This is a genomic window from uncultured Vagococcus sp. (assembly GCF_963518325.1).
In the GTDB taxonomy this organism is placed as follows: domain Bacteria; phylum Bacillota; class Bacilli; order Lactobacillales; family Vagococcaceae; genus Vagococcus_D.
The window spans coordinates 54091-77868 of sequence record NZ_CAUQJB010000010.1 but is presented as its reverse complement, the minus strand read 5'-3'; the positions used below and the strand labels follow the sequence as shown (position 1 = coordinate 77868).

Annotated in this window: 23 protein-coding genes; 4 read left to right on the top strand and 19 right to left on the bottom strand. The window is 41.6% G+C overall.

Going from position 1 to position 23778, the window contains the following annotated elements:
* Window positions 1-16: 16 nt before the first annotated feature.
* From rplC to rpsL, 7 genes are all read right to left on the bottom strand, one after another.
* Window positions 17-646: a 50S ribosomal protein L3 gene (rplC, locus tag RWN13_RS10365; RefSeq protein WP_314063058.1), complete on the bottom strand. Its 630-nt coding sequence runs from the start codon at window positions 644-646 to the stop codon at window positions 17-19.
* A 26-nt stretch (window positions 647-672) separates the two neighbouring features.
* On the bottom strand, window positions 673-981 hold the full coding sequence (gene rpsJ, locus RWN13_RS10360; RefSeq protein WP_126779032.1) for a 30S ribosomal protein S10: 309 nt from the start codon (window positions 979-981) through the stop codon (window positions 673-675).
* 284 nt (window positions 982-1265) lie between these two features.
* Entirely contained in the window at window positions 1266-1982 is a 717-nt protein-coding gene (locus RWN13_RS10355) for a hypothetical protein (RefSeq protein WP_314063056.1), read from the bottom strand.
* 250 nt (window positions 1983-2232) lie between these two features.
* Complete coding sequence (gene tuf, locus RWN13_RS10350; protein WP_314063054.1) at window positions 2233-3420, bottom strand: elongation factor Tu; 1188 nt, start codon at window positions 3418-3420, stop codon at window positions 2233-2235.
* 123 nt (window positions 3421-3543) lie between these two features.
* Entirely contained in the window at window positions 3544-5631 is a 2088-nt protein-coding gene (gene fusA / locus RWN13_RS10345) for an elongation factor G (protein WP_314063052.1), read from the bottom strand.
* A 95-nt stretch (window positions 5632-5726) separates the two neighbouring features.
* Window positions 5727-6197 carry a 30S ribosomal protein S7 gene (rpsG, locus tag RWN13_RS10340; RefSeq protein ID WP_209527096.1) on the bottom strand — a complete coding sequence of 157 codons (471 nt, stop codon included), beginning with the start codon at window positions 6195-6197 and terminating at the stop codon, window positions 5727-5729.
* Window positions 6198-6265: 68 nt separating this feature from the next.
* A complete protein-coding gene (rpsL, locus tag RWN13_RS10335) occupies window positions 6266-6688 on the bottom strand; it encodes a 30S ribosomal protein S12 (RefSeq protein ID WP_314063050.1) in 423 nt (140 codons plus the stop codon).
* A gap of 415 nt (window positions 6689-7103) precedes the next feature.
* On the opposite strand from rpsL, the gene rpiA reads away from it, so the two are divergent.
* The 3 genes from rpiA (at window position 7104) to gpmA (ending at window position 9508) form a co-directional block, all read left to right on the top strand.
* Window positions 7104-7781: a ribose-5-phosphate isomerase RpiA gene (gene rpiA, locus RWN13_RS10330; RefSeq protein ID WP_314063049.1), complete on the top strand. Its 678-nt coding sequence runs from the start codon at window positions 7104-7106 to the stop codon at window positions 7779-7781.
* Between the two features lie 129 nt (window positions 7782-7910).
* Window positions 7911-8675, top strand: coding sequence for a formate/nitrite transporter family protein (locus RWN13_RS10325; protein WP_314063047.1), 765 nt, complete (start codon window positions 7911-7913; stop codon window positions 8673-8675).
* 146 nt (window positions 8676-8821) lie between these two features.
* Entirely contained in the window at window positions 8822-9508 is a 687-nt protein-coding gene (gpmA, locus tag RWN13_RS10320) for a 2,3-diphosphoglycerate-dependent phosphoglycerate mutase (RefSeq protein ID WP_314063045.1), read from the top strand.
* A 50-nt stretch (window positions 9509-9558) separates the two neighbouring features.
* On the opposite strand, the gene RWN13_RS10315 is transcribed toward gpmA, so the two are convergent.
* The 12 genes from RWN13_RS10315 to RWN13_RS10260 form a co-directional block, all read right to left on the bottom strand.
* Complete coding sequence (locus RWN13_RS10315; protein ID WP_314063041.1) at window positions 9559-10725, bottom strand: iron-containing alcohol dehydrogenase; 1167 nt, start codon at window positions 10723-10725, stop codon at window positions 9559-9561.
* A 157-nt stretch (window positions 10726-10882) separates the two neighbouring features.
* The gene (gene deoD / locus RWN13_RS10310; RefSeq protein WP_314063039.1) at window positions 10883-11590 is read right to left on the bottom strand and encodes a purine-nucleoside phosphorylase; all 708 of its coding nucleotides are present in this window, start codon (window positions 11588-11590) and stop codon (window positions 10883-10885) included.
* Between the two features lie 14 nt (window positions 11591-11604).
* Entirely contained in the window at window positions 11605-12426 is an 822-nt protein-coding gene (locus RWN13_RS10305; protein WP_314063037.1) for a purine-nucleoside phosphorylase, read from the bottom strand.
* An 18-nt stretch (window positions 12427-12444) separates the two neighbouring features.
* Entirely contained in the window at window positions 12445-13611 is a 1167-nt protein-coding gene (deoB, locus tag RWN13_RS10300) for a phosphopentomutase (protein WP_314063035.1), read from the bottom strand.
* Between the two features lie 93 nt (window positions 13612-13704).
* On the bottom strand, window positions 13705-14667 hold the full coding sequence (locus RWN13_RS10295; RefSeq protein ID WP_314063033.1) for an ABC transporter permease: 963 nt from the start codon (window positions 14665-14667) through the stop codon (window positions 13705-13707).
* A 1-nt stretch (window position 14668) separates the two neighbouring features.
* Window positions 14669-15742, bottom strand: a complete 1074-nt coding sequence (locus tag RWN13_RS10290) for an ABC transporter permease (protein ID WP_314063030.1) — start codon at window positions 15740-15742, stop codon at window positions 14669-14671.
* Window positions 15735-17306, bottom strand: a complete 1572-nt coding sequence (locus tag RWN13_RS10285; RefSeq protein WP_399553652.1) for an ABC transporter ATP-binding protein — start codon at window positions 17304-17306, stop codon at window positions 15735-15737. The genes RWN13_RS10290 and RWN13_RS10285 overlap by 8 nt, the downstream gene beginning before the upstream one ends.
* A gap of 166 nt (window positions 17307-17472) precedes the next feature.
* Window positions 17473-18555, bottom strand: coding sequence for a BMP family protein (locus RWN13_RS10280; protein WP_314063028.1), 1083 nt, complete (start codon window positions 18553-18555; stop codon window positions 17473-17475).
* 67 nt (window positions 18556-18622) lie between these two features.
* A complete protein-coding gene (locus RWN13_RS10275) occupies window positions 18623-19018 on the bottom strand; it encodes a cytidine deaminase (RefSeq protein ID WP_399553651.1) in 396 nt (131 codons plus the stop codon).
* Window positions 19019-19042: 24 nt separating this feature from the next.
* Window positions 19043-19687, bottom strand: a complete 645-nt coding sequence (gene deoC, locus RWN13_RS10270) for a deoxyribose-phosphate aldolase (RefSeq protein ID WP_314063024.1) — start codon at window positions 19685-19687, stop codon at window positions 19043-19045.
* A gap of 33 nt (window positions 19688-19720) precedes the next feature.
* On the bottom strand, window positions 19721-21022 hold the full coding sequence (locus tag RWN13_RS10265; protein ID WP_314063021.1) for a pyrimidine-nucleoside phosphorylase: 1302 nt from the start codon (window positions 21020-21022) through the stop codon (window positions 19721-19723).
* Window positions 21023-21159: 137 nt separating this feature from the next.
* Entirely contained in the window at window positions 21160-22182 is a 1023-nt protein-coding gene (locus RWN13_RS10260; protein ID WP_314063019.1) for a LacI family DNA-binding transcriptional regulator, read from the bottom strand.
* 600 nt (window positions 22183-22782) lie between these two features.
* Between RWN13_RS10260 and RWN13_RS10255 the strand changes: the two genes are divergently transcribed.
* Window positions 22783-23766, top strand: coding sequence for an ABC transporter substrate-binding protein (locus RWN13_RS10255; protein WP_314063017.1), 984 nt, complete (start codon window positions 22783-22785; stop codon window positions 23764-23766).
* The last annotated feature ends 12 nt before the right edge of the window (window positions 23767-23778 follow it).

Below are 23778 nucleotides of genomic sequence, written 5' to 3'. Positions count from 1 at the left end.
CTCCCTTCTTAAACGATTATTTAGTCACTTTAGCTGACTTGATTTGAACTAATGATTTCTTAGAACCTGGTACATTACCTTTAATTAAGATAACATTTTTCTCAAGGTCGACACGGACTACTTCAAGATTTTGAATCGTCACGCGATCGCCACCCATTTGACCAGCTAATTTTTTGTTCTTAAATACTCTATTCGGATCGACTGGACCCATTGACCCAGGACGACGGTGGTAACGAGAACCATGTGACATCGGTCCGCGAGATTGACCATGACGTTTGATAACGCCTTGATAACCTTTACCCTTCGTAATTCCTGTAACGTTAATGATGTCTCCTGCTTGGAAAGTATCCACCTTAACTTCTTGTCCTACTTCATAATCTCCTAGCACAACATCCTTAAACTCTTTAATGAAGCGCTTAGGAGTCGTGTTAGCTTTTGCAACATGACCTTTCGCAGGTTTGTTCGCCAAAATCTCACGTTTGTCTTGGTAACCCAATTGAATTGATTCGTAACCATCCGTTTCCATTGTTTTAACTTGTAATACAACGTTCGGCGTAGCTTCGATAACTGTTACTGGGATTAACTCACCATTGTCCGTGAAAATCTGTGTCATTCCTACTTTTTTACCTAAGATTCCTTTGGTCATGAGTACACCTCCATCCTCTTAATTTTTTATAACTTGATTTCGATATTGACACCACTTGGTAAGTCTAGCTTCATTAAAGCGTCAACTGTTTTTGGTGTTGGATTCACAATGTCAATCAGACGTTTGTGAGTTCGCATTTCGAATTGTTCGCGCGAATCTTTGTATTTGTGTGTTGCACGGATTACCGTGTACACTGAGCGATCTGTTGGCAATGGAATTGGACCTGATACACTAGCTCCAGTTCTCTTTGCTGTTTCAACGATTTTCTCCGCTGATTGATCTAAAATACGGTGTTCGTACGCTTTTAAACGGATACGAATTTTTTGTTTTGCCATCTTGTTCCCTCCTTCGCCTATTTTAAAAAGTAGACATAGCTCCACGAAAATATCAAACACGACCCTCATGGCAACGCTCCGGGGCGTGTCACAACCTCTCGTTTCTCAGCCGCAGGGGTTCTACTTAGCCCCCACTCGTACTATTTCACTTATAGAGACAGCACCTCTAATAGTATACAAAAAAAAAAGCTTGAAAGCAAGCTTTTTTCATAGTCTTTTCAAATTAATTTTCCTAATGAGCTTTTATTGGCTTTTTCTTCTCTATACTATAGAAGAAAGAGTGATTAATAAGCCGGTAAGGGGGTATACTGGACACCCATTTGATCCATGGCATTTTCAACTAGCTTTAACTGTGCTGCTAGTTCTGTGCGCTCTTCACCCATTGGCAATGCTGCGATAGCATCCCGGGCATTGTTGTAACTTTCCAAGGTAAAGTCTGATGTGACTGCTCCGTCAATTACCAAAAGGCTTAAACGTTCTTTAGCAACGGCGCTGCCACCTGTTTCAACGGAACCTGATGAACTTGTAGTACCTAAGATGTTTTTCACGGTTGTGGCAAACTCATCGGTTAGACCGCTGCTGGCAACACTGGCGATGACTTGTTGTTTATCAGCTTCTGTGACGCCTTCTGCCATAGTTGGATTATCCGTCACCCGACTCCCAACAAGGGCTGGTGTTGTGAATAGCTGGTTTAGCGCTTTTTGAATGTTCCATTTTTGAATGGCACTGTTTAAGAGCCCTAAGTCCTCTTGATTCCCTTGATCCATTGTTTCTTTAACTTTATCAATATACGAATCCGTGATGTCTTCCCCTAAAAACACGTGGTTTTGATCCAAAAATAAATCATTAACAGATAAACTAGTTGGTTTTTCCGCGACACTGCTGGTTGCTGTTGTATCTTTAGGAATTTTAGAAGACGAATATTTCATCCCAATGACAATTGCCCCCATAGCAAAAATTGCCGACAGAAGAACAACGATATATTTATTTACTCCTCGCACAATGTTCCCTCACTTTTTCTGAAATTATTGCTCCACATCTCAGTTTACATGAAGATTGGCTGTAACTCAACATTTTTCTGAATAAATCCGGAATATTGTGATTTTTTTGTCTTTTAATAAAGGTTGATTAAACTGTATTTCCTAGGGGTTTATTTGATAAATTCGTTATTTAATTGTTATAAAACTGGCCTGTTTATTGCAGAGAAAAAAAGCCAGGAGCAGGCTCCCAGCTTTTAAACATTCGTTAGAATTATTTAGTGATTTCAGAAACAACGCCTGAACCAACAGTACGTCCGCCTTCACGAATAGAGAAACGAGTTCCCGCTTCGATCGCGATTGGGTGGATTAGTTCAACGTCGATTGCAACGTTATCACCAGGCATTACCATTTCAGTGCCTTCTGGTAAGTTGATAACACCAGTTACGTCAGTTGTACGGAAGTAGAACTGAGGACGGTAGTTACCGAAGAAAGGAGTGTGACGTCCGCCTTCTTCTTTGCTTAATACGTAAACTTCAGCTGTGAAGTTAGTATGAGGCGTGATTGTTCCTGGAGCAGCTAATACTTGGCCACGTTCGATATCTTCACGAGCAACCCCACGAAGTAACGCACCAATGTTATCGCCAGCTTCAGCGTAATCTAATAATTTACGGAACATTTCAACACCAGTAACTGTTGTTTTGCTTGTGTCTTCTTTGATACCAACAACTTCGATTTCATCACCGACTTTGATAGTTCCACGTTCAACACGGCCTGTTGCAACAGTACCACGTCCAGTAATAGAGAATACATCCTCAACTGGCATCATGAATGGTTTGTCATGGTCACGTTCAGGAGTTGGGATATAAGTATCCACAGCTTCCATCAATTCCATGATTTTTTCTTCGTACATTTCTTCGCCTTCTAGGGCTTTAAGAGCTGAACCAGCGATGATTGGAGTATCGTCACCAGGGAAATCGTAGTCGCTTAATAGATCGCGAACTTCCATTTCAACTAGTTCTAATAATTCTTCATCATCAACCATATCCATTTTGTTTAAGAATACAACGATGTATGGAACACCAACGTTACGAGACAAAAGAATGTGCTCGCGAGTTTGTGGCATTGGACCATCAGCAGCAGATACTACTAAGATAGCTCCATCCATTTGTGCAGCACCAGTGATCATGTTTTTAACGTAATCCGCATGGCCCGGGCAATCTACGTGAGCGTAGTGACGGTTAGCTGTTTCATATTCGATATGAGAAGTAGAGATTGTGATACCACGTTCTTTTTCTTCTGGCGCGTTATCGATGTCCGCGTAGTTTTGAGCTTCACCGAAGCCTTTTTTAGATAATACAGTTGCAATAGCAGCTGACAAAGTTGTTTTACCATGGTCAACGTGTCCAATAGTACCAACGTTAACGTGTGGTTTAGAACGGTCAAATTTTTCTTTACCCATTTTAAATAAATCCTCCTAAATGTTTTTTAGTTTTATTTTCGAGATGGTCGTAAGCGATCGCTCAGAGCCACCATCTTCACAGTCATTTTACATGATTCCTAGCAGAAAAGACAGTATAAACTACTAGTCTGCAGAACCACCGTTTTTCTTGATGATTTCTTCTTGAATTGATTTCGGTACATCTTCGTAATGATCAAATGTCATTGTGAAGATACCACGACCTTGAGTCGCAGAACGTAAGGTTGTCGCATAACCAAACATTTCAGCAAGTGGAACCATTGCACGAACTACTTGAGAGTTCCCACGAGCTTCCATTCCTTCAACGCGGCCACGACGAGCCGTTACGTGTCCCATGATATCACCTAAGTAATCTTCTGGAACAATCACTTCAATTGCCATGATTGGCTCTAAAATAGCTGGTTGAGCTTTCTTAGAAGCAGCACGTAATGCCATAGAAGCGGCAACACGGAAGGCTGTCTCATTCGAGTCAACATCATGGTAAGATCCGTCAAATAGTTTTGCTTTGATATCCACTAATGGGTATCCAGCAAGTACACCATTGTCCATTGAGGCTCTTAAACCAGCTTCAACTGCAGGAATGTATTCACGAGGAACAACCCCACCGACAATTGCATTTTCAAAGGCGAAACCGCCACCTTCTTCATTAGGTGTAAATTCAATCCAAACGTGTCCAAACTGACCTTTACCACCAGACTGACGAACAAACTTACCTTCGGCAACAGTAACTGGCGCACGGAATGTTTCACGGTATGAAACTTGTGGCGCACCAACGTTGGCTTCAACTTTAAACTCACGACGCATACGGTCTACAAGAACGTCTAAATGAAGTTCTCCCATACCAGCGATGATTGTTTCACCTGTTTCAGGGTTAGTTGATGCATGGAAAGTTGGATCTTCTTCTGATAATTTTTGTAAGGCAGTTCCCATTTTATCTTGGTCAGCTTTTGATTTTGGCTCAATCGCAACTTCGATAACGGGTTCTGGGAATTCCATAGACTCAAGAATAACTTGATTCTTTTCGTCACATAGAGTGTCGCCTGTTGTTGTATCTTTCAATCCAACGGCAGCAGCGATGTCCCCAGCGTACACTTCAGAAATTTCTTCACGAGAGTTGGCATGCATCTGTAAGATACGACCAACACGTTCGCGTTTACCTTTAGAAGAGTTCTTCACGTATGAACCAGATTGTAAAATACCTGAGTAAACACGGAAGAAAGTTAGACGACCTACGAATGGGTCAGTCATTACTTTAAAGGCTAAAGCAGAAAATGGTGCATCGTCAGAAGACTCACGAACCACTTCTTCTTCAGTATCTGGATCGATACCTGTAATAGGAGGAACTTCTGTTGGTGATGGTAGGTATGAGATAACCCCATCAAGCATTAGTTGAACTCCTTTATTTTTGAAAGCAGAACCACAGAATACTGGGTAGAACTCAACAGCAAGTGTTGCACGACGGATAGCCGCGTTCAACTCTTCGTTAGAGATTTCTTCGCCCTCTAAGTATTTTTCAGTTAAGATTTCATCAGTTTCAGCAACAGCTTCTACTAATTTTTCACGCCATTCTTCAGCTAACTCACGGTATTCTTCTGGAATTTCTTCCTCACGAATATCAGTTCCTTCGTCGTTTGTGTAGATTTCAGCTTTCATTGTAATTAAGTCGATAATTCCAGTGAAAGTATCTTCAGCACCAATCGGCAATTGAACTGGGTGAGCGTTAGCTTGTAAACGATCATGTAATGTTCCAGTTGAGTACAAGAAATCTGCACCAATTTTATCCATTTTGTTAATGAAAACAATACGGGGAACACCATATGTTGTCGCTTGACGCCATACAGTTTCAGTTTGAGGCTCAACACCTGATTGAGCATCTAAAACGGTAACCGCACCATCTAATACACGTAGCGAACGTTCAACTTCAACAGTGAAATCCACGTGACCAGGTGTATCGATAATGTTAACGCGGTGACCTTTCCAAGATGCCGTTGTTGCAGCAGACGTAATAGTGATACCACGTTCTTGCTCTTGTTCCATCCAGTCCATTTGAGAAGCTCCATCATGAGTTTCTCCAATTTTGTGAATTTTACCAGTATAATAAAGGATACGCTCTGTTGTTGTTGTTTTACCAGCATCAATATGAGCCATGATCCCGATGTTACGAGTTTTATCTAGGGTAAATTCTCTAGGCATTCTTTTATCTCCTCTCATATGATAAATGTTTCGTTTAAAGCAAAGCTATCTGACAATCAATTGAGCGACACGCTAATTGAAAGACAGAGAGGATTTTACCAACGGTAATGAGCAAACGCTCTGTTGGCATCAGCCATTTTATGTGTGTCTTCACGTTTCTTAACTGAAGCACCAGTATTGTTAGCAGCATCCATAATTTCTTTAGCAAGGCGTTGTTCCATTGTATGTTCTCCGCGTAGACGAGCATAGTTGGCAATCCAACGTAAACCTAAAGTAATTTGACGCTCTGGGCGTACTTCAACAGGAACTTGATAGTTAGAACCACCAACACGGCGAGCTTTAACTTCTAAAACAGGTTTAACGTTATCCATTGCTTGCATAAATACTTCCAATGGGTCATTACCTGTAGATTCTTTAATAATTTCAAAGGCATTATAAATAATGCTGGCAGCTGTACCACGCTTACCATCAACCATGATACGGTTGATTAAACGAGTTACGTCTTTTGAATGAAAAATCGGATCTGGTAAAACTTCACGTTTTGTTACAGGACCTTTACGAGGCATTCAAAATTCCTCCTTCCGAATATAATTTTTTTAGTTGTTTTAATTGTTTATAGTTAATGTGACAAACCTTACGCTTTCGCAGCTTTAGGGCGTTTAGCACCATATTTAGAACGGCTTTGTTTACGGTCGGTAACACCGGCTGTATCAAGCGCTCCACGAACAATATGGTAACGTACTCCTGGTAAATCTTTAACACGTCCTCCACGAATAAGAACAACACTATGTTCTTGTAAGTTATGGCCGATACCAGGGATATAAGCTGTTACCTCTAAATTGTTTGACAAACGTACACGAGCGTACTTACGTAACGCTGAGTTAGGTTTTTTAGGTGTCATTGTTCCTACACGAGTACACACTCCACGTTTTTGAGGAGCATTAGTGTCTGTAAAAGATTTTTTCAAACTGTTGAATCCTTTACCTAATGCAGGTGAACCAGATTTAGTCACTTTTGATTGACGAGATTTACGGATTAATTGATTAATCGTTGGCATTCTTTGTTTCCTCCTTCCCTACTTGGCTTTCTAGTACCACACATCCAGGTGGTTCATTTTTCACGATAAAAATAATGCAAGTTAACTTGCAATCATCGTTAGAAATGCTTTTCAGACAGTCAGAACGTTGCAATAAACTGTACTTTAAGCACCTTAAAAATCTTAACACATTATCTTAGTAACTGTCAACTCTTATTGCCACTTTTTTTCAACTTCACTTTAATTGGTCGCTTCCAGCAAAACAGGCTTTCCTTTTCTCGCAACTATCAGTAGAATAAGGGTATACTATAGTAGAAGATTGTATCTTAACTTTATCGGTATGTTTCTCACCACACACATATGGCGTTGTTTGATGAGCAGCTGTCTTTCTAGAGTGCTGATTAAATAAACCATATCAACTAACTTGGAGGTTACTATGAACTTAAAACAAATGGTTGGCATCGAGGCCGCCACACATGTTACATCTGGAATGGTCGTAGGTTTAGGAACAGGCTCTACTGCTTATTATATGGTGGAGGAAATCGGTCGTCGCGTTAAGGAGGAAGGCTTGGATATTATCGGGGTCACAACCTCAAAAGCAACGGAGACCCAAGCTCTGGCTTTAGGCATTCCCTTAAAAAGCATTGATGACGTCACCCATGTTGACGTGACGATTGATGGAGCTGATGAAATTAGCGCTGATTTCCAAGGCATAAAAGGAGGTGGCGCCGCTTTATTATTTGAGAAAATTGTGGCAAGCTACTCTAAGAAAAACATTTGGATTGTTGATGAGTCTAAACTGGTTGATAAACTAGGGAAATTCCCTCTACCTGTTGAAGTCATTCCTTATGGTTCGACTCAACTTTTAAATTTATTTGCAGCTAAAGGGATGTCCCCCACTTTACGTCGAGAGGCAAATGGCGACCTTCTCAAAACAGACAGTGCTAATTACATCATCGACCTGCAGCTTGATCGGATCGATTCACCAAAAGAACTGGGACCATGGTTAAGTAACTTAGCTGGCGTCGTTGAACATGGGCTTTTCCTAGATGTTGTGACTACTGTCATTGTCGGTCGTGAGAACGGCCCTGAAACCATTCAAGTAAAACATTAAATAATTATTAGGTAAGAGACTGGAAATTTCCAGTCTTTTTTCTCTTGCTCTTTTATTCCTTGAAACACTGTACTATAATAAAGTTATTAAAAGAGAAAAAAATCACAAAGAAATACGAGGAGTTGTGTTATGCGTTCACCTGAAGAAATTCTAGATATTAGTATTCAAATGGGAGCAAAAAAAGTTGCTAAACCGCTACAAGCTAAGTTAATTCTTGGTTTTGTTGGGGGCGCGATGATTTCCCTCGGGTACCTAGCTTATGTAAGAGTCATCTCATCCGTCGCCCATGAATGGGGCAGTTTTGCTAGTTTTATTGGGGCTTGTGTCTTCCCGATTGGGCTAATCGTTATTTTACTAGGTGGTGGCGAACTGATCACCGGCAATATGATGGCCGTAGCCAGTGCTTGGCTAGATAAAAAAGTCACCGCTAAAGAGATGTGGCTTAACTGGTTAACGATTACCTTAGCTAATTTTGTTGGAGCCCTATTTGTCGCTTATTTTTTTGGTCACATCGTAGGTCTTACCAGTACCGGTGTTTATTTGGAAGAAACCATCTCTGTGGCTCAAGCCAAGATTGCCGCAACGCCCTTACAGGCTTTTGTCTCTGGTATCGGCTGTAACTGGTTTGTTGGTCTGGCTTTATGGCTCTGTTACGGCGCCAAAGACGGTGCCGGAAAAATCCTCGCCATCTGGTTCCCTGTGATGACCTTTGTGGCCATCGGCTTTCAACATAGTGTGGCGAATATGTTTATCATTCCAGCCGCTATTTTTGAAGGAGGCGCCACTTGGCTGCAATTTATTCAAAATGTTATTCCTGTCTACTTTGGCAACATTGTCGGTGGGGCCGTCATGGTTAGCGCCATCTATTATTATTCACTCAGACACCACGATTAATCGTGGTGTTTTTTTCTGTTTGATCGGACTATCTATGGCCTTAACCAGTCTAACTCATAGCTATCAGTGGCATGTTTTTTTAATTAGGGATACAATGGAATAAGTAATCAATCTCATCGACATTAATGATAAAAGGAGTTGCTACAATGCCAAAATTAGTATTTGTCCGCCACGGACTAAGTGAGTGGAATGCCCTTAATTTATTTACTGGGTGGGAAGATGTGGATTTAAGTGAAAAAGGCATCGAAGAAGCCAAGAATGCTGGCAAAAAAATCAAAGAAGCTGATATTCAATTTGATGTGGCTTTCACTTCGGTCTTAAAACGAGCGATTAAAACCTGTCATTACGTACTGGAAGAGTCCGACCAGATTTGGGTGCCTGAATATAAATCCTGGCGTTTAAATGAACGTCACTACGGGGCGCTTCAAGGTCTTAATAAGCAAGAAACAGCTGATAAATACGGAGCAGATCAAGTCCAATTATGGCGTCGTTCCTACGATACCCTGCCGCCTTTGTTGGAAGCTAGCGACCCTAAATCAGCCGTTAATGATCGCCGCTATAGCCATTTAGATAAGCGTGTTATTCCCGGTGGCGAAAACTTAAAAGTAACGCTTGAACGGGCGATTCCTTATTGGGATGATCACATTGCTCCGGCCTTAATCACTGGTCAAACTGTGCTGGTAGCTGCTCACGGCAATTCCCTGAGAGCATTGGCTAAACATATTGAAAAAATTTCCGATGATGATATTATGGCCTTGGAGATTCCTACGGGTCAACCGCTGGTCTATGAATTAAATGACGACCTAAGTGTCGCTAATAACTATTATCTATAAGCGCTTAAAAAAGCGTGAAAAACCATTTTTGGTTTTTCACGCTTTTTATTTTAGAAACAATCTTTTAAAATAGCTTCCACATCAGCTGCGGTAAGAGGCACAAAGGCTGCTTCTGCTATGGTGCTGTGTTCCACTGCTTTTTCCGCCATCAATCTCAGTTTACTGTCATCAATTCCAACTTCTGGCAAGGTCATTGGAATGCCCCAGCTGGCAAAAGTATCGTAAAGGGCTTTGATTCCTTGATGAGCGATATCAAAAGGCTCACCGTCTCGAGAGACGCCAAATACATTGACCGCAAATTCAACAAATTGGCCTACTGTTTGCTCATTTAAAACATGAGTCATCCAGCGTGGTGTCACAATCGCTAAGCCAATACCGTGGGTAATATCGTAAAAAGCACTTAGCTCATGCTCAATCGCATGACAAGACCAGGTCCCTTCTTTCCCTTTGCCTGTTAAGCCGTTTAACGCCAGCGAACTGGACCACATTAGATTAGCTCGCGCTTCATAGTCAGTTGGTGTCTCTAAGGCAACTGGTGTGTACTTGACCACTGTTTTCATAATACCTTCTGCAATCCGGTCTTGAACGCTAGCGGAGGTGTTGCGGCTAAAATAATTTTCAATCAGATGGCTGAAAATATCTGCTGATCCTGCTGCCGTTTGAACAGCTGGAACTGAGTAGGTATAGGTCGGATCTAAAATGGACACCTTAGGCAATAGACTCGGTCCACCTAATCCTAGTTTTTCATTGGTGGCTAAATTAGTAATAACAGCACCACCGTTCATCTCTGAACCCGTAGCAGACATGGTTAAAATCGTCACTAAAGGTAAGGCTTCTCCCACTAAGCCACGGTTTTGAGTAAAGTCCCATGGATTGCCGTCATAATAGCGGGCAGCCGCAATCGCTTTGGCACAGTCAATTGTCGAGCCACCGCCAACAGCTAAAATAACATCAATATTCTCTTGTCGGCAAATTTCAGCCCCTTTAACCACTGTTTCCAAACGAGGATTTGGCTCAACACCCGCTAATTCCGTTACCGTAAAGTTACCAGTTAGTAAGTCCATTACTTTTTGATACACACCGTTTTTCTTAATGCTGCCACCACCGTACACCAGAAGAACCCGCTGGCCATATGTTTCAAGTGCGGCTGGCAGATGACTAACCTGTCCTTCACCAAATAAAATCGACGTTGGTACATGAAAATTAAAATTGTTCATTCTAAGAAAACCTGCCTTTCATTTTTTGAAAGATTAACCCCTCAGTCATTCCTAGCTGTAGTAGTTAATCCAATCGTTCTTTCACACTACTAGGATAACGCAAAAAACCAAAAAAGACTATTCATCCACATCTTTTGTGGATGAATAGTCTTGCCTGTTACTCTTGAATAATTGTATCTAAGGCGACAATCATCATCTCGTCAAAGGTTTTTTGACGTTCCTCAGAGGTTGTTTCTTCACCGGTTAAGATATGATCGCTAACAGTCATAATCGCCAAGGCCTGGACGTGATATTTAGCCGCCAAGTAATACAAGACAGCCGCCTCCATCTCAATCCCTAAAACCCCATGCTCACCTAAACGAAACACTTCATCCATGCTATCTTTATAAAAAACATCATCTGACAAGACATTTCCCACGTGAATATTAAAGCCTTTTTCTTTAGCTAATCCGTAAGATTTTAACAACAGATCAAAATCAGCGATTTGCGGGAAATCATGTTTTGGAAAGTCGTTGCGAATGATATTAGATGACGTTGCAGCTGCCTGAGCAATCACTAGGTCACGAACATGAACGTCTTTTTGTATTGAGCCGCATGTTCCCACGCGAATCAATTTTTTAACATCGTACTCACGAATCAGTTCCGTGGCATAAATTGCCGCTGAAGGCATGCCCATCCCTGTTCCTTGAACCGAAACTGGGACGCCTTTATAGGTGCCGGTGTACCCTAACATGCCACGAACTTCATTATATAGCTTTGGTTCTTCCAAGAAGGTCTCCGCAATATACTTTGCTCTCAAAGGATCCCCTGGTAATAAAATTTTATCGGCAATTTCGCCTTTTTTTGCTCCAATGTGGACGCTCATTCTTACACCTTACCTTAAATATTTTTTAGTGTTTCTTTAATCAATGATTTGAAATCTGCTTTGACTCGTTCCGTTGTTTCCACCACTTCTGCATGATTAAGATTAGCTTGCATCCCAGCTGCTAGGTTCGTTACACAAGTAATCCCTAACACACGCATACTCATGTGACGAGCCACAATCACTTCTGGAACAGTTGACATGCCTACAGCATCGGCTCCCATGGCACGTGACATGCGGATTTCAGCTGGTGTTTCATAGGTTGGGCCTGTATAGCCCATGTAAACACCTTGTTGAAGGGTGATTTTTAATTGATCAGCCACTTGGCGGGTGATTTTACCGTATTCTTTGTCATAAGGTTCGGACATATCTGGGAAACGTGGCCCTAAATTTTCATCATTTTCACCAATTAACGGATTAGTTCCGGTAAAGTTGATTTGATCCGTAATCAGCATTAAATTACCAGGTGTAAATGAGGTATTAACCCCACCTGCTGCATTGGTTACAATCATTGAATGCGCGCCTAAGGCTTTCATCACTCGCACAGGGAAGGTCACCACTTGCATGGTATTGCCTTCATAAAAGTGGAAACGACCTTGCATCGCCAACACTTTTTTACCTGATAAGTCACCATAAACCAGTTGTCCCGCGTGGCCAACTACTGTCGACACTGGGAAGTTAGGAATTTCTTCATAAGGAATGACGATTGGATTGTCAATCTCATCCCCTAGTTCGCCTAATCCTGAACCTAGGATTAAACCAAACTCAACTTCTTTCACGCCTTTACTTTGAATATACGTTGCTGTTTCTGTCAATTGTTCACTTAGGGTTTTTGTCATTTGTTTAAAGCTCCTGTTCTATTTTAAATCAGCTAAAAAGCTGTTGCCGTTTTCTGTAGCAGGGACACCGAAGTTTTCCGCAATCGTTGCTGAAATATCCGCATAAAACCCTTGTGGTAAGTGGCCGTGTCCTGTCATTTTTTTACTGTAAGCTAATAAAGGCACGTATTCACGAGTATGATCTGTTCCTGGGAAGGTTGGATCGTTTCCGTGATCAGCCGTGATTAGCAACAGATCATCTTCTGCCATAGCTTCGTAAATTTCCGGTAAGCGGGAATCAAACTCATCAATAGCCTGCCCGTAGCCCACTACATCACGTCGGTGACCAAATAGGGCATCAAAATCAACCAGATTAGTAAAGCTTAAGCCAGTAAAGTCTTGTTTCATAACTTCGATTAGCTTGTCAACTCCGTCCATATTAGAAGCCGTTCGTACAAATTCAGTGATGCCTTGGCCGTTAAAGATGTCGTTAATTTTCCCAACAGCAATCACGTCTTTGCCAGCTTCTTTTAGTGAATCAAGTACTGTATGGCCAAATGGATCCAGGGCGTAATCATGACGGTTTGCCGTGCGTTTAAAGTTACCTGGCTCACCGAGATAAGGGCGGGCAATAATGCGACCGATCATATACGGATCCTCTTTGGTAATATCACGAACGTACTGGCAAATACGATACAACTCCTCTAAAGGAATAACCTCTTCATGAGCAGCAATCTGTAAGACCGGATCCGCCGAGGTGTAGACGATTAAATCGCCTGTTTTCATTTGATGGTCGCCGTAATCATCTAGTACTTGTGTGCCACTGTATGGTAGATTACAGACAATACCGCGACCAGAAAACTCAGAAATTTTATCTAACAGTTCTTTTGGGAATCCTTCAGGAAAGACTCTAAAGGGCGTTTCAATGTTTAAGCCCATGATTTCCCAGTGACCGGTCATTGTGTCTTTGCCCACTGAGATTTCTTCCAGTTTCGTAGCATAGCCTTGGTGATTTTCGATGGCTTTAACGCCCTTAAGTGGTTCGATTGTTCCCAATCCCAACTCTTCCATATGAGGCACAGTTAAGCCTGCTTTTTCCGCAATATGACCTAAGGTGTGACTGCCCACATCGCCAAATTTTTCCGCATCTGGCGCTTCACCAATTCCAACTGAATCTAATACGACTAAATGCACTCGTTTAAACATCTAATGCCTTCTTTCTGATTATTATTGACTTCTCTTTTTAACACAAACGTGCCAGAGACCGAAAGTAAGCTTTCATCTTGGCACGTCCTTTTATTATTTAGATTTTATGTAAGTTTGACCATTGGCTTTCGGTCCTTGAGCGCCTCCGATAAAGAGCACTAATACAATCACCGTTAAGACATATGGCATAGCTTGCATGTATACTTCTGGCAATGCACTGATTCCCGGAATCATGCCACCGATTACGCCTAAGCTTTGGGACAAGCCGAAGAACAAAGCGGCTCCCATAACAGCTATTGGGTTCCATTTACCAAAGATCATCGCTGCCATAGCAATAAATCCTTGTCCAGCAATGGTCGTCACGGAGAATTGACCAGAGATGGATTGAACGGCTACCGCTCCTCCCATTCCGCCAAGAAAACCGGACGTTAGAACAGCTGCATATTTCATTCCATAAACGTTGATGCCCAAAGTGTCTGCCGCTTGTGGGTTTTCACCGACTGAACGTAGACGTAAACCGAACTTCGTTTTAAAGATGATAAAGTATGCCACGAATGCCACAATAATGGCAAAGTAAGCCGCTGCCGATGTTCCTTTAAAGAAAATCTCGCCAATAATCGGAATTTTATTTAAAACCGGTACCGTAGCTTTCCCTAGAGTTGCTTGGAGCATATCCGTCTGACCATGACCGTCAAAGAGCATTTTTGTTAAGAAGACCGTTAAAGCCGGTGCCATTAAATTGACTACCGTACCACTGACAATATGATCTGCTCGTAAATTAATAGTGGCGACTGCATGAATCAATGAAAACAGCATGCCGACTAGACCACCAAAAATCATTGAAACCCAAGGAGTCCATGCACCAAACGTGCCAACCATAGCCAAGTTGAAGACAGCACCACTAAACGCACCGACTGTCATAATACCTTCCAACCCAACGTTAACCACACCACCGCGCTCAGAGAAGGTTCCTCCAAGAGCCGTCAAAATTAACGGAGCTGAATAGACCAAGGTTGATGATACGACAGTTGCAACAGTTGAAATAAATTGGTCCATTCTAAACGCCTCCCTTAGTCACAACTTTTTTTGATGATAGTTTATCTATGATAAAACGAATGGCATAACTGATTCCCACAAAGAAGATAATTGAGGCAATCACGATGTCGACAATTTCACTTGGAACGTTGGCGCCACCAGGCATGCTTAAGCCACCAATTTTAAGGACCCCAAACAAGAGAGCTGAGAAGAAAATCCCTATTGGATTACCGCCGCCTAACAATGAAACCGCCAAACCATCAAACCCGATACTTGGGGCTGCACTTAAAATGTAGAGGTTTTGGAATGTTCCCAAGCCATCTACCACGCCTCCTAAACCAGCTAAAGCACCAGAGATTAGCATAGCTAAAATAATGTTTTTCTTAGCGTTCATCCCTGCATAGGTTGACGCATCAGGATTTAATCCCACCGAACGTAATTCAAAGCCCGTTGTTGTCCGGTTCATCAAAAGCCAGACTAGGCCGATCATGATTATCGCCAGGAAAATCCCTAAATTCAATCGTGATCCCTGAGTTAATTTAGTTAACCACTCCACCCGCAGACTAGCATTTGCGCCTAAAATGGGAGTCGCATCCTTGTCCTGAGTGAAAACATGACGAACTAAATGGTTACTGATGTAAAGCAAGGTATAGTTCAACATGATTGTTACGATAACTTCACTGGTGCCAAACTGAGCTTTTAACACACCGGCAATTCCGGCCCATAAAGCGCCCGCTAAGGCCCCCACAACAATCGCTAAAGGTATTAAAATTAATTTGGGTAAATCGGGAAATGACATGCCGATTGCCACAGCGGCAATCCAGCCGGCCAAAGCTTGACCTGCAAGCCCGATATTAAAGAAACCAGCAGCATTCGCAACTGAAAATCCTAACCCGGTTAATATAATCGGTGTTGCTAAACGTAACACTTCACCGATGTTATAAGGACGTCCAAAAGCCCCCTTTAACATGGCACCATACCCAGCAATCGGATCATGGCCTGACACTAACATAATAATGGCACCAAGCAGTAGGCCACAAATAACTGAGATTAGCGGTACGGCTATGTTGACCCAAGGTTTATTCGACTTACTCACTTGCACCAACCCCTTCCTGCCCCTCAGCTAACATTCTACGAGCCTCTGTTAACGAAACGCCGGCCATTAGTAAACCAAGTTCTTGTTCTGTTGTTTCTGCAGGATCAACAATCCCGACAATGTCGCCTTCAAACATCACAGCGATGCGATCTGATACATTTAATATTTCGTCAAGCTCAAAACTCACAAGTAAAACACCTTTTCCATTGTCCCGTTGTTCAATTAAACGCTTATGGATGTATTCGATTGCCCCAACATCTAGACCACGTGTTGGTTGGGCCACCATTAACAAGTCCGGATCGCGAGCAATTTCTCGGGCAATAATTGCTTTTTGCTGATTACCACCAGATAATGATCTCACTGGTACTAATTCATTAACTGTCCGTACATCAAACTCTTCTATTAATTCACGGGCAAAGCTATTAATCGTTGGATACTTTAGAATGCCGTATTGACTTAATGGAGCTTTATAGTAGGTTTGTAAGGCGATATTTTCCGCAACGGACATGGGTAAAACAAGGCCATAACGATGACGGTCTTCTGGAACGTGTCCAAAGCTGTTTTCCGTAATGCTTCTAGGACGACTATTGGTCATCTCTTTTCCATTGATTGTGATAGTACCACTTTCAACTTTACGCATACCAGAAATGGCTTGTAATAATTCACTTTGACCATTGCCATCGATTCCAGCGATTCCCAGAACCTCTCCGGCTCTTACTTCTAAATTCAACCCTTTGACGGCATCGAGACCGCGATTTTCTTTGACGACTAACTCTTTGATTTCCAGTACTGGATGAGTCGGATGCGAGGGGCCTTTTGGTGTCTTAAAGGAAACCGAACGACCTACCATCAAATCAGCCAGTTCTTGTTGTGATACATCTGCCACATTCACTGTATCAATACTTTGTCCACGACGAATAACGGTACAGCGATCAGCTACTGCTTTAATTTCATCTAATTTATGAGTAATGATAACAATTGATTTACCTTCATCGACTAACCCGTGCATAATTGAAATCAATTCATCGATTTCTTGAGGGGTTAAGACTGCTGTTGGCTCGTCAAAAATCAAAATTTCAGCACCACGATACAAGGTTTTAATGATTTCCACCCGTTGCTGCATCCCCACACTGACATTACTCACGAGTTGATCTGGCTCAATTTTAAAGCCATATCTTTCCGAAACCGCCATAATATCCTGGTAAGCTTTTTTGTGATCCACCACACCAGCATTTGTCGGTTCACTACCAAGAATAATATTTTCGGCAATCGTAAAGTTATCAATCAACATAAAATGCTGATGAACCATCCCGATGCCCAGCTGGTTAGCAACTGTTGGATTATTGATTTGTTTTTCCACGCCATTGATGCGAATCGTGCCTGAAGTTGGTTCCAACAACCCTGATAAAATATTCATCAACGTTGATTTCCCTGCACCATTTTCTCCAAGTAATGCGTGAATCTCACCTTTTTTAACGCGTAAATTAATATTGTCATTGGCTTTGAACGTTCCAAATTCTTTGGTGATGTTCTCCATTTCAATCACGTATTGTGATTCATTCACTGTTTTCACTTCCTAACTATTACGGTGTCGTAACTGACTAAGTAGAGCTAATACCCAACATTTCTAAGCCATAATCAGGATAAGAGACCTAACTCTTATCCGATATGACTGATAACTCTGAAACACTTTAAATCATCTTAATTATGGCGCCTGTTGTTAAAGAAGCTTATGGTTTTTGTGGCACTTCAATCGTACCAGCTTTGATGTCTTCTTTTGCTTTGTCAATGGCTGGTTGGATGTCTTTGTTCACGTCGTTTAATTGACCTTCTGTCAAATCAACACCGCCATCTTTCAAACCATAAACCAATGTTTCGCCACCAGGGAATTTTCCATCTTGATCTTGTTTGATGATATCTTCAACAACTGTACCAACAGCTTTAAGCGTAGATGTCAATGTTACATTACCTTTACCGTAGTCACCTTCATCATGTTGGTCACGGTCAACGCCGATAACCCAAACTTTTTTGCTATCGTCAGCTTTCATGATGTCTTTCGCTTCTGCAAAGACACCGTTACCTGTGTCACCTGAAGCGTGGAAAATTACATCAATACCGCTCTTGTACATTGCTGCAGCAATTGATTTTCCTTTTGCTGCATCACCAAATGAACCAGCATATTTAACGTCTACTTCAATGTCTTTATTAACTGATTTAGCTCCAGCGATGAAACCAGCTTCAAAACGGCCGATTACTTCGCCTTCTTGTCCACCTACAAATCCAATTTTATTAGATTCTGTTGCCATAGCTGCTGCTACACCAGCTAAGTAAGACGCTTCGTTATCATAAAAAATAACAGATGCTACGTTGTCTTGACCTTCAATAACATCATCGATTAGCGCAAAGTGCTTGTCAGTGTTAGCTGCTGCTACTTCTGCAATCGCGTCTTTCAATTTGAATCCAATACCGAAGATGATGTTAAAACCATCGTTAACAGCTGTATTTAAGTTAGGCGTAAAGTCTTGGTCAGAGTTGGATTGGTAATAAGTGAAACCACCTGTTCCTTTTTCTTTCCCATTTTCTTTCCCCCATTTTTGTAGACCTTCCCAAGCAGACTGGTTAAATGAGCGGTCATCAACGCCGCCTAAGTCAGTTACTAAGGCTGCAGAATATTTATCACTTGAAGCACCATCACTGCCACTTGCTTTACTCTCGTCAGTTGCTTTGTCTTTACCGCCTCCGCCACATGCTACCAAAGTTGCAGCTAAACCTAGTGTTAATAAACCCAATCCAATCTTTTTCGATGTCTTCATCTTGTAAAGCCCCCTGTATATTTTTTTTATTTAACAGCCATTGCTGACCGATTAAATCACAAAGAAATTATAGTTGTTCTTCCGTAAATGAATATGGCATTAACTCTCCGACTGTCATCTCTTTTGTAACGCCATCTTTGTTAACCAGTGTCACTGGCATGGTCGGATCACAAAATTCGACCATCACTTGACGACAGGCGCCACACGGCGAAATGGGGTCATCGGTATCTCCTGCAACCACCAAGTGCTTAAAGTCACGATGTCCTTCTGACACAGCTTTAAAAAAGGCTGTTCGCTCGGCACAATTGGTTAAGCCAAAAGAGGCATTCTCAATATTAACCCCTGTAAAAATCTGATCATCTTTAGTAACTAAACACGCTCCCACAGGAAATTTTGAATAAGGAACATAGGCTCGCTGATAGACTTGGCGCGCTTCCTTGATCCATTGTTCTTTCACTGACAACACTCTCCTTTAAAAAAAGCTTTTTTACTCCTCTGTAATGGCAATACTGGCACTCGTTCCAAGGCGTGTCGCACCTGCATCAATCATCCCTTGAGCCTCTTTGGCATGATGAATCCCGCCAGAGGCTTTAACTCCCATCTCAGGACCAACGGTTGCACGCATCAAGGCCACATCTTCAACTTTGGCGCCTCCCGTGGAAAAGCCGGTGGATGTTTTAACAAAATCCGCTCCTGCTTCCTTGGCTAAACGACTAGCGGTGACGATCTCATCATTAGTTAATAAACTCGTTTCAATAATGACCTTGACTAACGCCTTGTCTTTAGCTGCCTTCACAACCTCTGCAATGTCTTCTTTAATAAAGGCCTCATTCCCTGCTTTTAACTGCCCGATATTAATAACCATGTCGATTTCATCCGCACCATTAGCAATGGCATCACGGGTTTCAAAAGCTTTGACTTCGGTTGTATTAGCTCCTAGGGGAAATCCAATCACCGTGCAAACAGCAACGGGTTCTTTTAATAGAAGCTCACTGGCTAATTTGACCCATGTCGGGTTGACACAAACAGAATAAAATTGATGTTTTTTAGCCTCGTTAATCAATTTTTTGATATCAGCTTCCTTAGCATCTGCTTTTAACAGCGTATGGTCAATTTTTCGATTGAAACTCATTGCTCACCTCTCCTTGTCCCTTCATACAACGCCTTATTTAGTGACTATTTTTCTAACTAACTGTGGTTCTTCAACGGTTTCCCCGATTTCAATATTGTCGTACAACATCTTCTTCACGTCATCCACATTCTCGCGATTAGCATAAATGGTCACCAGTGGTTCCCCTTCGGTAACATCCATGCCCACCTTTTTATGTAATTTAACCCCGACGGTATAATCAATCATGTCTTCTTTTGTCTTGCGTCCGGCTCCTAATAACATGGCAGCAACACCGATGCTTTCGGCTTGTATTTCTCGAACACAGCCACTACTTTTAGCTGGTAAAACGAAGGTATACTTGGCTACGCCCATTTTTTCTGGGTGATCGACCACATCTGGGTCGCCCCCTTGATTTTTAATCATCTCTTTAAATTTCTCAAGAGCCTTGCCAGATTCCAAAGCTTCAACTAACATGCCTCGGGCTTCTTCCAATGTTTTAGCATGACCTGCTAGAACAACCATCTGACTTCCTAAGACATAGACCATCTCAGTTAAATCTTCTGGCCCTTTGCCTTGCAGTGTTTCAATCGCTTCCACGATTTCAATTGAGTTACCAATGGCCTCACCTAAGGGTTGAGACATATCGGAAATCACCGCCATCGTCCGACGACCAGCTAACTCACCGATACGGACCATGGTCTCAGCCAAACGAGTGGCATCGTCAATATTTTTCATAAAGGCACCATCACCTGTTGTGACATCCAAGACGATGGCATCCGCACCTGACGCAATTTTCTTGCTCATGATCGAACTGGCAATCAGTGGAATGGAATCGACAGTTGCTGTTACATCTCTTAAGGCGTACAAGGTTTTGTCTGCGGGGGCAAGATCACCGGATTGGCCAGTAACAGCAACTTGACTCTCATTCACCAGTTGAATAAATTTATCATTCGGTAATTCAACTTGGAAACCAGGGATTGCTTCTAACTTATCGATTGTGCCACCTGTATGGCCTAAACCGCGACCAGACATTTTAGCGACAGGCACACCAATACTCGCAACTAAAGGCGCTAAGACGATTGTCGTTGTATCACCAACGCCACCTGTAGAATGCTTATCTACTTTAATGCCGTTAATAGAAGATAAATCAATCACATCTCCTGAATTAGCCATAGCTAAGGTCAATGCGGTAATTTCTTCATCACTCATGTCTTCATAAAAAATAGTCATCAGGAACGCGCTGACTTGATAATCAGGAATCGTACCGTCGGTTAAACCTTTTACGAAAAAATCAATCTCTGTCTTTGTTAGCTCTTTACCTGCTCGTTTCTTCTCAATCAGGTCGATCATTCTCATTGTTATTTATCCCCCTATATGTCTTCACTATTATAACGAAATTTGTCGAAAAGGTAAAAATAAAAATAGTAAAACGTTTTACCTTTAACAACATACGGCTATCAACCGCTTTCATTTAACATGATAGCATCATTATTTTAACTAGTCAACCGTTTTACACTATTTCTAATAATCAAATTTGTCGGGAATATTTTATTGGGAATCCGTGAATGTGGGTTATCAATCGCATCAACGGCAAACTTTGCTGCAGAAAAGCCAATGTCAAAAACAGGCTGATAAACCGTTGTTAAAGCTGGTGCTAGAAACTTGCCGATCTCTAGTCCGTCAAAGCCAATTACCGAAATATCTTCTGGTACTCTCAGCCCAGCTTCGTGGATGGCTTGATAGGCCCCAACTGCCATTTGGTCATTAGTACACACTAAGGCTGTCAATTGTCCCTTGTTTTTGGCTAATAATTTAGCTGTTCCTTCATATCCGCCTTCAATTGTCAGAAAACTCTCCTCGATTAGTAAATCGTTATACTCAATCTCCCGATCTTCTAGGCAATTCAAATAACCCGTAATCCGTTCAGACAACTGATAATAATCGTCGACTTCACGCAAAAAGCCAATTTGACGGTGTCCCTGATCGATTAAATAACTAACAGCTTCATAAACACCCCGATATTCTTCCACAATTAATTTTCCTTCATTTCGTTGATTTTTCCCCATATCAACGAGAATCAGTGGCAAGTGGGGTTGTTTACTTAAAACCACCTCCATAATCTCCTGATCCAGGACATTTGGCGTAGCAATGATCATGGCTTCCACTGCCCGATGCATTAGCTCATCAAAGTACTTTTTCTCCAATGACACATCGTGTTTAGAATTACAAAGAATAATCATGTAACCTAGAGAATTTAGATAAGTTTCGACCCCTTCAATTAACTTTGAAAAGAAAAAGTCGGTCACGTCTGGCACGATCATCCCAATGGTTTTTGAGCGTTTAGTAATCATGCTTTGGGCAAAGAAATCCGGTTTGTAATTAAATTCTTCGACAATATCTAACACTTTTTGGCGTGTTTCATCGCTGAAGCGGCTGCCTTTATTATTTAAAATTTGCGAAACAGTTGTGGTTGAAACTCCTGCTTTATTGGCAATATCTTTAATCGTTAATTTCATGTGTCTTCCCAACTTTCATGACGTGATTCGAAAAGGGTTTCAGTCCTTGTCTCTTCCTATCATATCAAATATTAAAAAAAAAGCATAGAACATCTTTTACCTTCCGTTATTTAATTCACGTGTTATTTAAAGGAAAGGTCCCTCAAACTAGCTGTTTAACTACCGAAGGATTAACAAAAAATGGCATTCGTTAGAAACCGGCTAAATTTATCTCAACGCTCTTTAAGAATCCCCCCTTCTGCAATTGTCTGACTATTCAAAAAAATAGTTGACAAACCTTTGTTGAATGCCCTATACTGGAAACATCTTGAAATTTGTGGAGGTTTTTTCATATGACTCACTTACATACCACACAACTGAATAACACTTACTTTAGCTTCTTTAGATAGGGTTTGTAGTCATGATTCATGGGTGCAAACAATGTTTTGTATCTATGTGGGCTAGAGAGTTTTGTCGTCAAGATAAACGCCACGTAGGATTTTAAAATCTAAGTGGTGACTAAACAATTTTAAGCGTATATTAAATTGAGCAGCCATTTAGATCTGAGTATCTAAATGGCTTTTTATATATAAAAAAACAGAGAAACCGGAGGAAAACAAAATGAAATCGAAATTAGGTCTTTTATTAATCGCTGGCGTCGCAATGGCGAGTTTAGCGGCTTGCGGTAGTGGCAATAAAAATGGTGAGGCTTCTGACTCAGGCTCAGACAAAAAATCAGTTGGGGTGCTTCAATTAGTTGAACATGAGTCTCTGGATGCTACCTACGAAGGATTTAAAGAGGCTTTGGCAGAAGAAGGGTTTAAAGAGGGCGACAACTTAACCATTGAGTATCAAAATGCCCAAAATAACCAAGATAACTTAAAGAGTATGAGTGAGAAGCTAGTTAAAGCAAAACCTGATTTAATTCTGGGTATTGCCACACCGGCAGCTCAATCCTTGTTAAATGAAACAACGGACATCCCTATTCTAGTAACAGCTGTCACTGATTTGGCCGAAGCGAAGTTAGTTGAAAGTAACGAAAAACCTGGCGGCAACTTATCAGGAACCAGTGACATGGGGCCAATTGAAAAACAAATCGACTTACTCCTAAGCATCGTGCCAGATGCCAAAACGGTCGGCATCATGTACAACGCCAGTGAAGCCAACTCGATTATCCAAGCAAATATTGCGAAAAAAGCCTTAGAAAAAGCTGGCATAAAAGTCAGCGAAAAAACAGCCAATTCAACTAATGATGTCCAACAAGTCACTTCCAGTTTAGCGAAAAATGTGGATGCCATCTATATCCCAACTGACAATACTTTCGCCAGTGCTGCTGCAGTGGTTGGTGAAGTCGCAAAAGAAGAAAAAATTCCCGTGATTGCCGCATCTGTTGGTCAAATCGAAGAAGGGGGCTTAGCCACTTTCGGCATTGACTACAAATCTCTTGGCAAACAAACAGGACACATGGCAGCTAAAATCCTAAGAGGCGAAGCCAAACCGGCTGACATGCCTGTTGAATATTCAACAGACTCTACTTTATTTGTTAACGAAGAGATGGCAAAAGCTCTGGGTATTGATCCAGCTAGCATCAAAGCACCTAAATAACCTAAAACAAAC

Excerpts from the sequence above, each read along its gene's own strand:
- rplC (WP_314063058.1), bottom strand. The coding sequence starts at position 646 with ATGACCAAAGGAATCTTAGGTAAAAAAGTAGGAATGACACAGATTTTC.
- rpsJ (WP_126779032.1), bottom strand. The coding sequence starts at position 981 with ATGGCAAAACAAAAAATTCGTATCCGTTTAAAAGCGTACGAACACCGT.
- tuf (WP_314063054.1), bottom strand. The coding sequence starts at position 3,420 with ATGGGTAAAGAAAAATTTGACCGTTCTAAACCACACGTTAACGTTGGT.
- fusA (WP_314063052.1), bottom strand. The coding sequence starts at position 5,631 with ATGCCTAGAGAATTTACCCTAGATAAAACTCGTAACATCGGGATCATG.
- rpsG (WP_209527096.1), bottom strand. The coding sequence starts at position 6,197 with ATGCCTCGTAAAGGTCCTGTAACAAAACGTGAAGTTTTACCAGATCCG.
- rpsL (WP_314063050.1), bottom strand. The coding sequence starts at position 6,688 with ATGCCAACGATTAATCAATTAATCCGTAAATCTCGTCAATCAAAAGTG.
- rpiA (WP_314063049.1), top strand. The coding sequence starts at position 7,104 with ATGAACTTAAAACAAATGGTTGGCATCGAGGCCGCCACACATGTTACA.
- RWN13_RS10325 (WP_314063047.1), top strand. The coding sequence starts at position 7,911 with ATGCGTTCACCTGAAGAAATTCTAGATATTAGTATTCAAATGGGAGCA.
- gpmA (WP_314063045.1), top strand. The coding sequence starts at position 8,822 with ATGCCAAAATTAGTATTTGTCCGCCACGGACTAAGTGAGTGGAATGCC.
- RWN13_RS10315 (WP_314063041.1), bottom strand. The coding sequence starts at position 10,725 with ATGAACAATTTTAATTTTCATGTACCAACGTCGATTTTATTTGGTGAA.
- deoD (WP_314063039.1), bottom strand. The coding sequence starts at position 11,590 with ATGAGCGTCCACATTGGAGCAAAAAAAGGCGAAATTGCCGATAAAATT.
- RWN13_RS10305 (WP_314063037.1), bottom strand. The coding sequence starts at position 12,426 with ATGACAAAAACCCTAAGTGAACAATTGACAGAAACAGCAACGTATATT.
- deoB (WP_314063035.1), bottom strand. The coding sequence starts at position 13,611 with ATGTTTAAACGAGTGCATTTAGTCGTATTAGATTCAGTTGGAATTGGT.
- RWN13_RS10295 (WP_314063033.1), bottom strand. The coding sequence starts at position 14,667 with ATGGACCAATTTATTTCAACTGTTGCAACTGTCGTATCATCAACCTTG.
- RWN13_RS10280 (WP_314063028.1), bottom strand. The coding sequence starts at position 18,555 with ATGAAGACATCGAAAAAGATTGGATTGGGTTTATTAACACTAGGTTTA.
- deoC (WP_314063024.1), bottom strand. The coding sequence starts at position 19,687 with ATGAGTTTCAATCGAAAAATTGACCATACGCTGTTAAAAGCAGATGCT.
- RWN13_RS10265 (WP_314063021.1), bottom strand. The coding sequence starts at position 21,022 with ATGAGAATGATCGACCTGATTGAGAAGAAACGAGCAGGTAAAGAGCTA.
- RWN13_RS10260 (WP_314063019.1), bottom strand. The coding sequence starts at position 22,182 with ATGAAATTAACGATTAAAGATATTGCCAATAAAGCAGGAGTTTCAACC.
- RWN13_RS10255 (WP_314063017.1), top strand. The coding sequence starts at position 22,783 with ATGAAATCGAAATTAGGTCTTTTATTAATCGCTGGCGTCGCAATGGCG.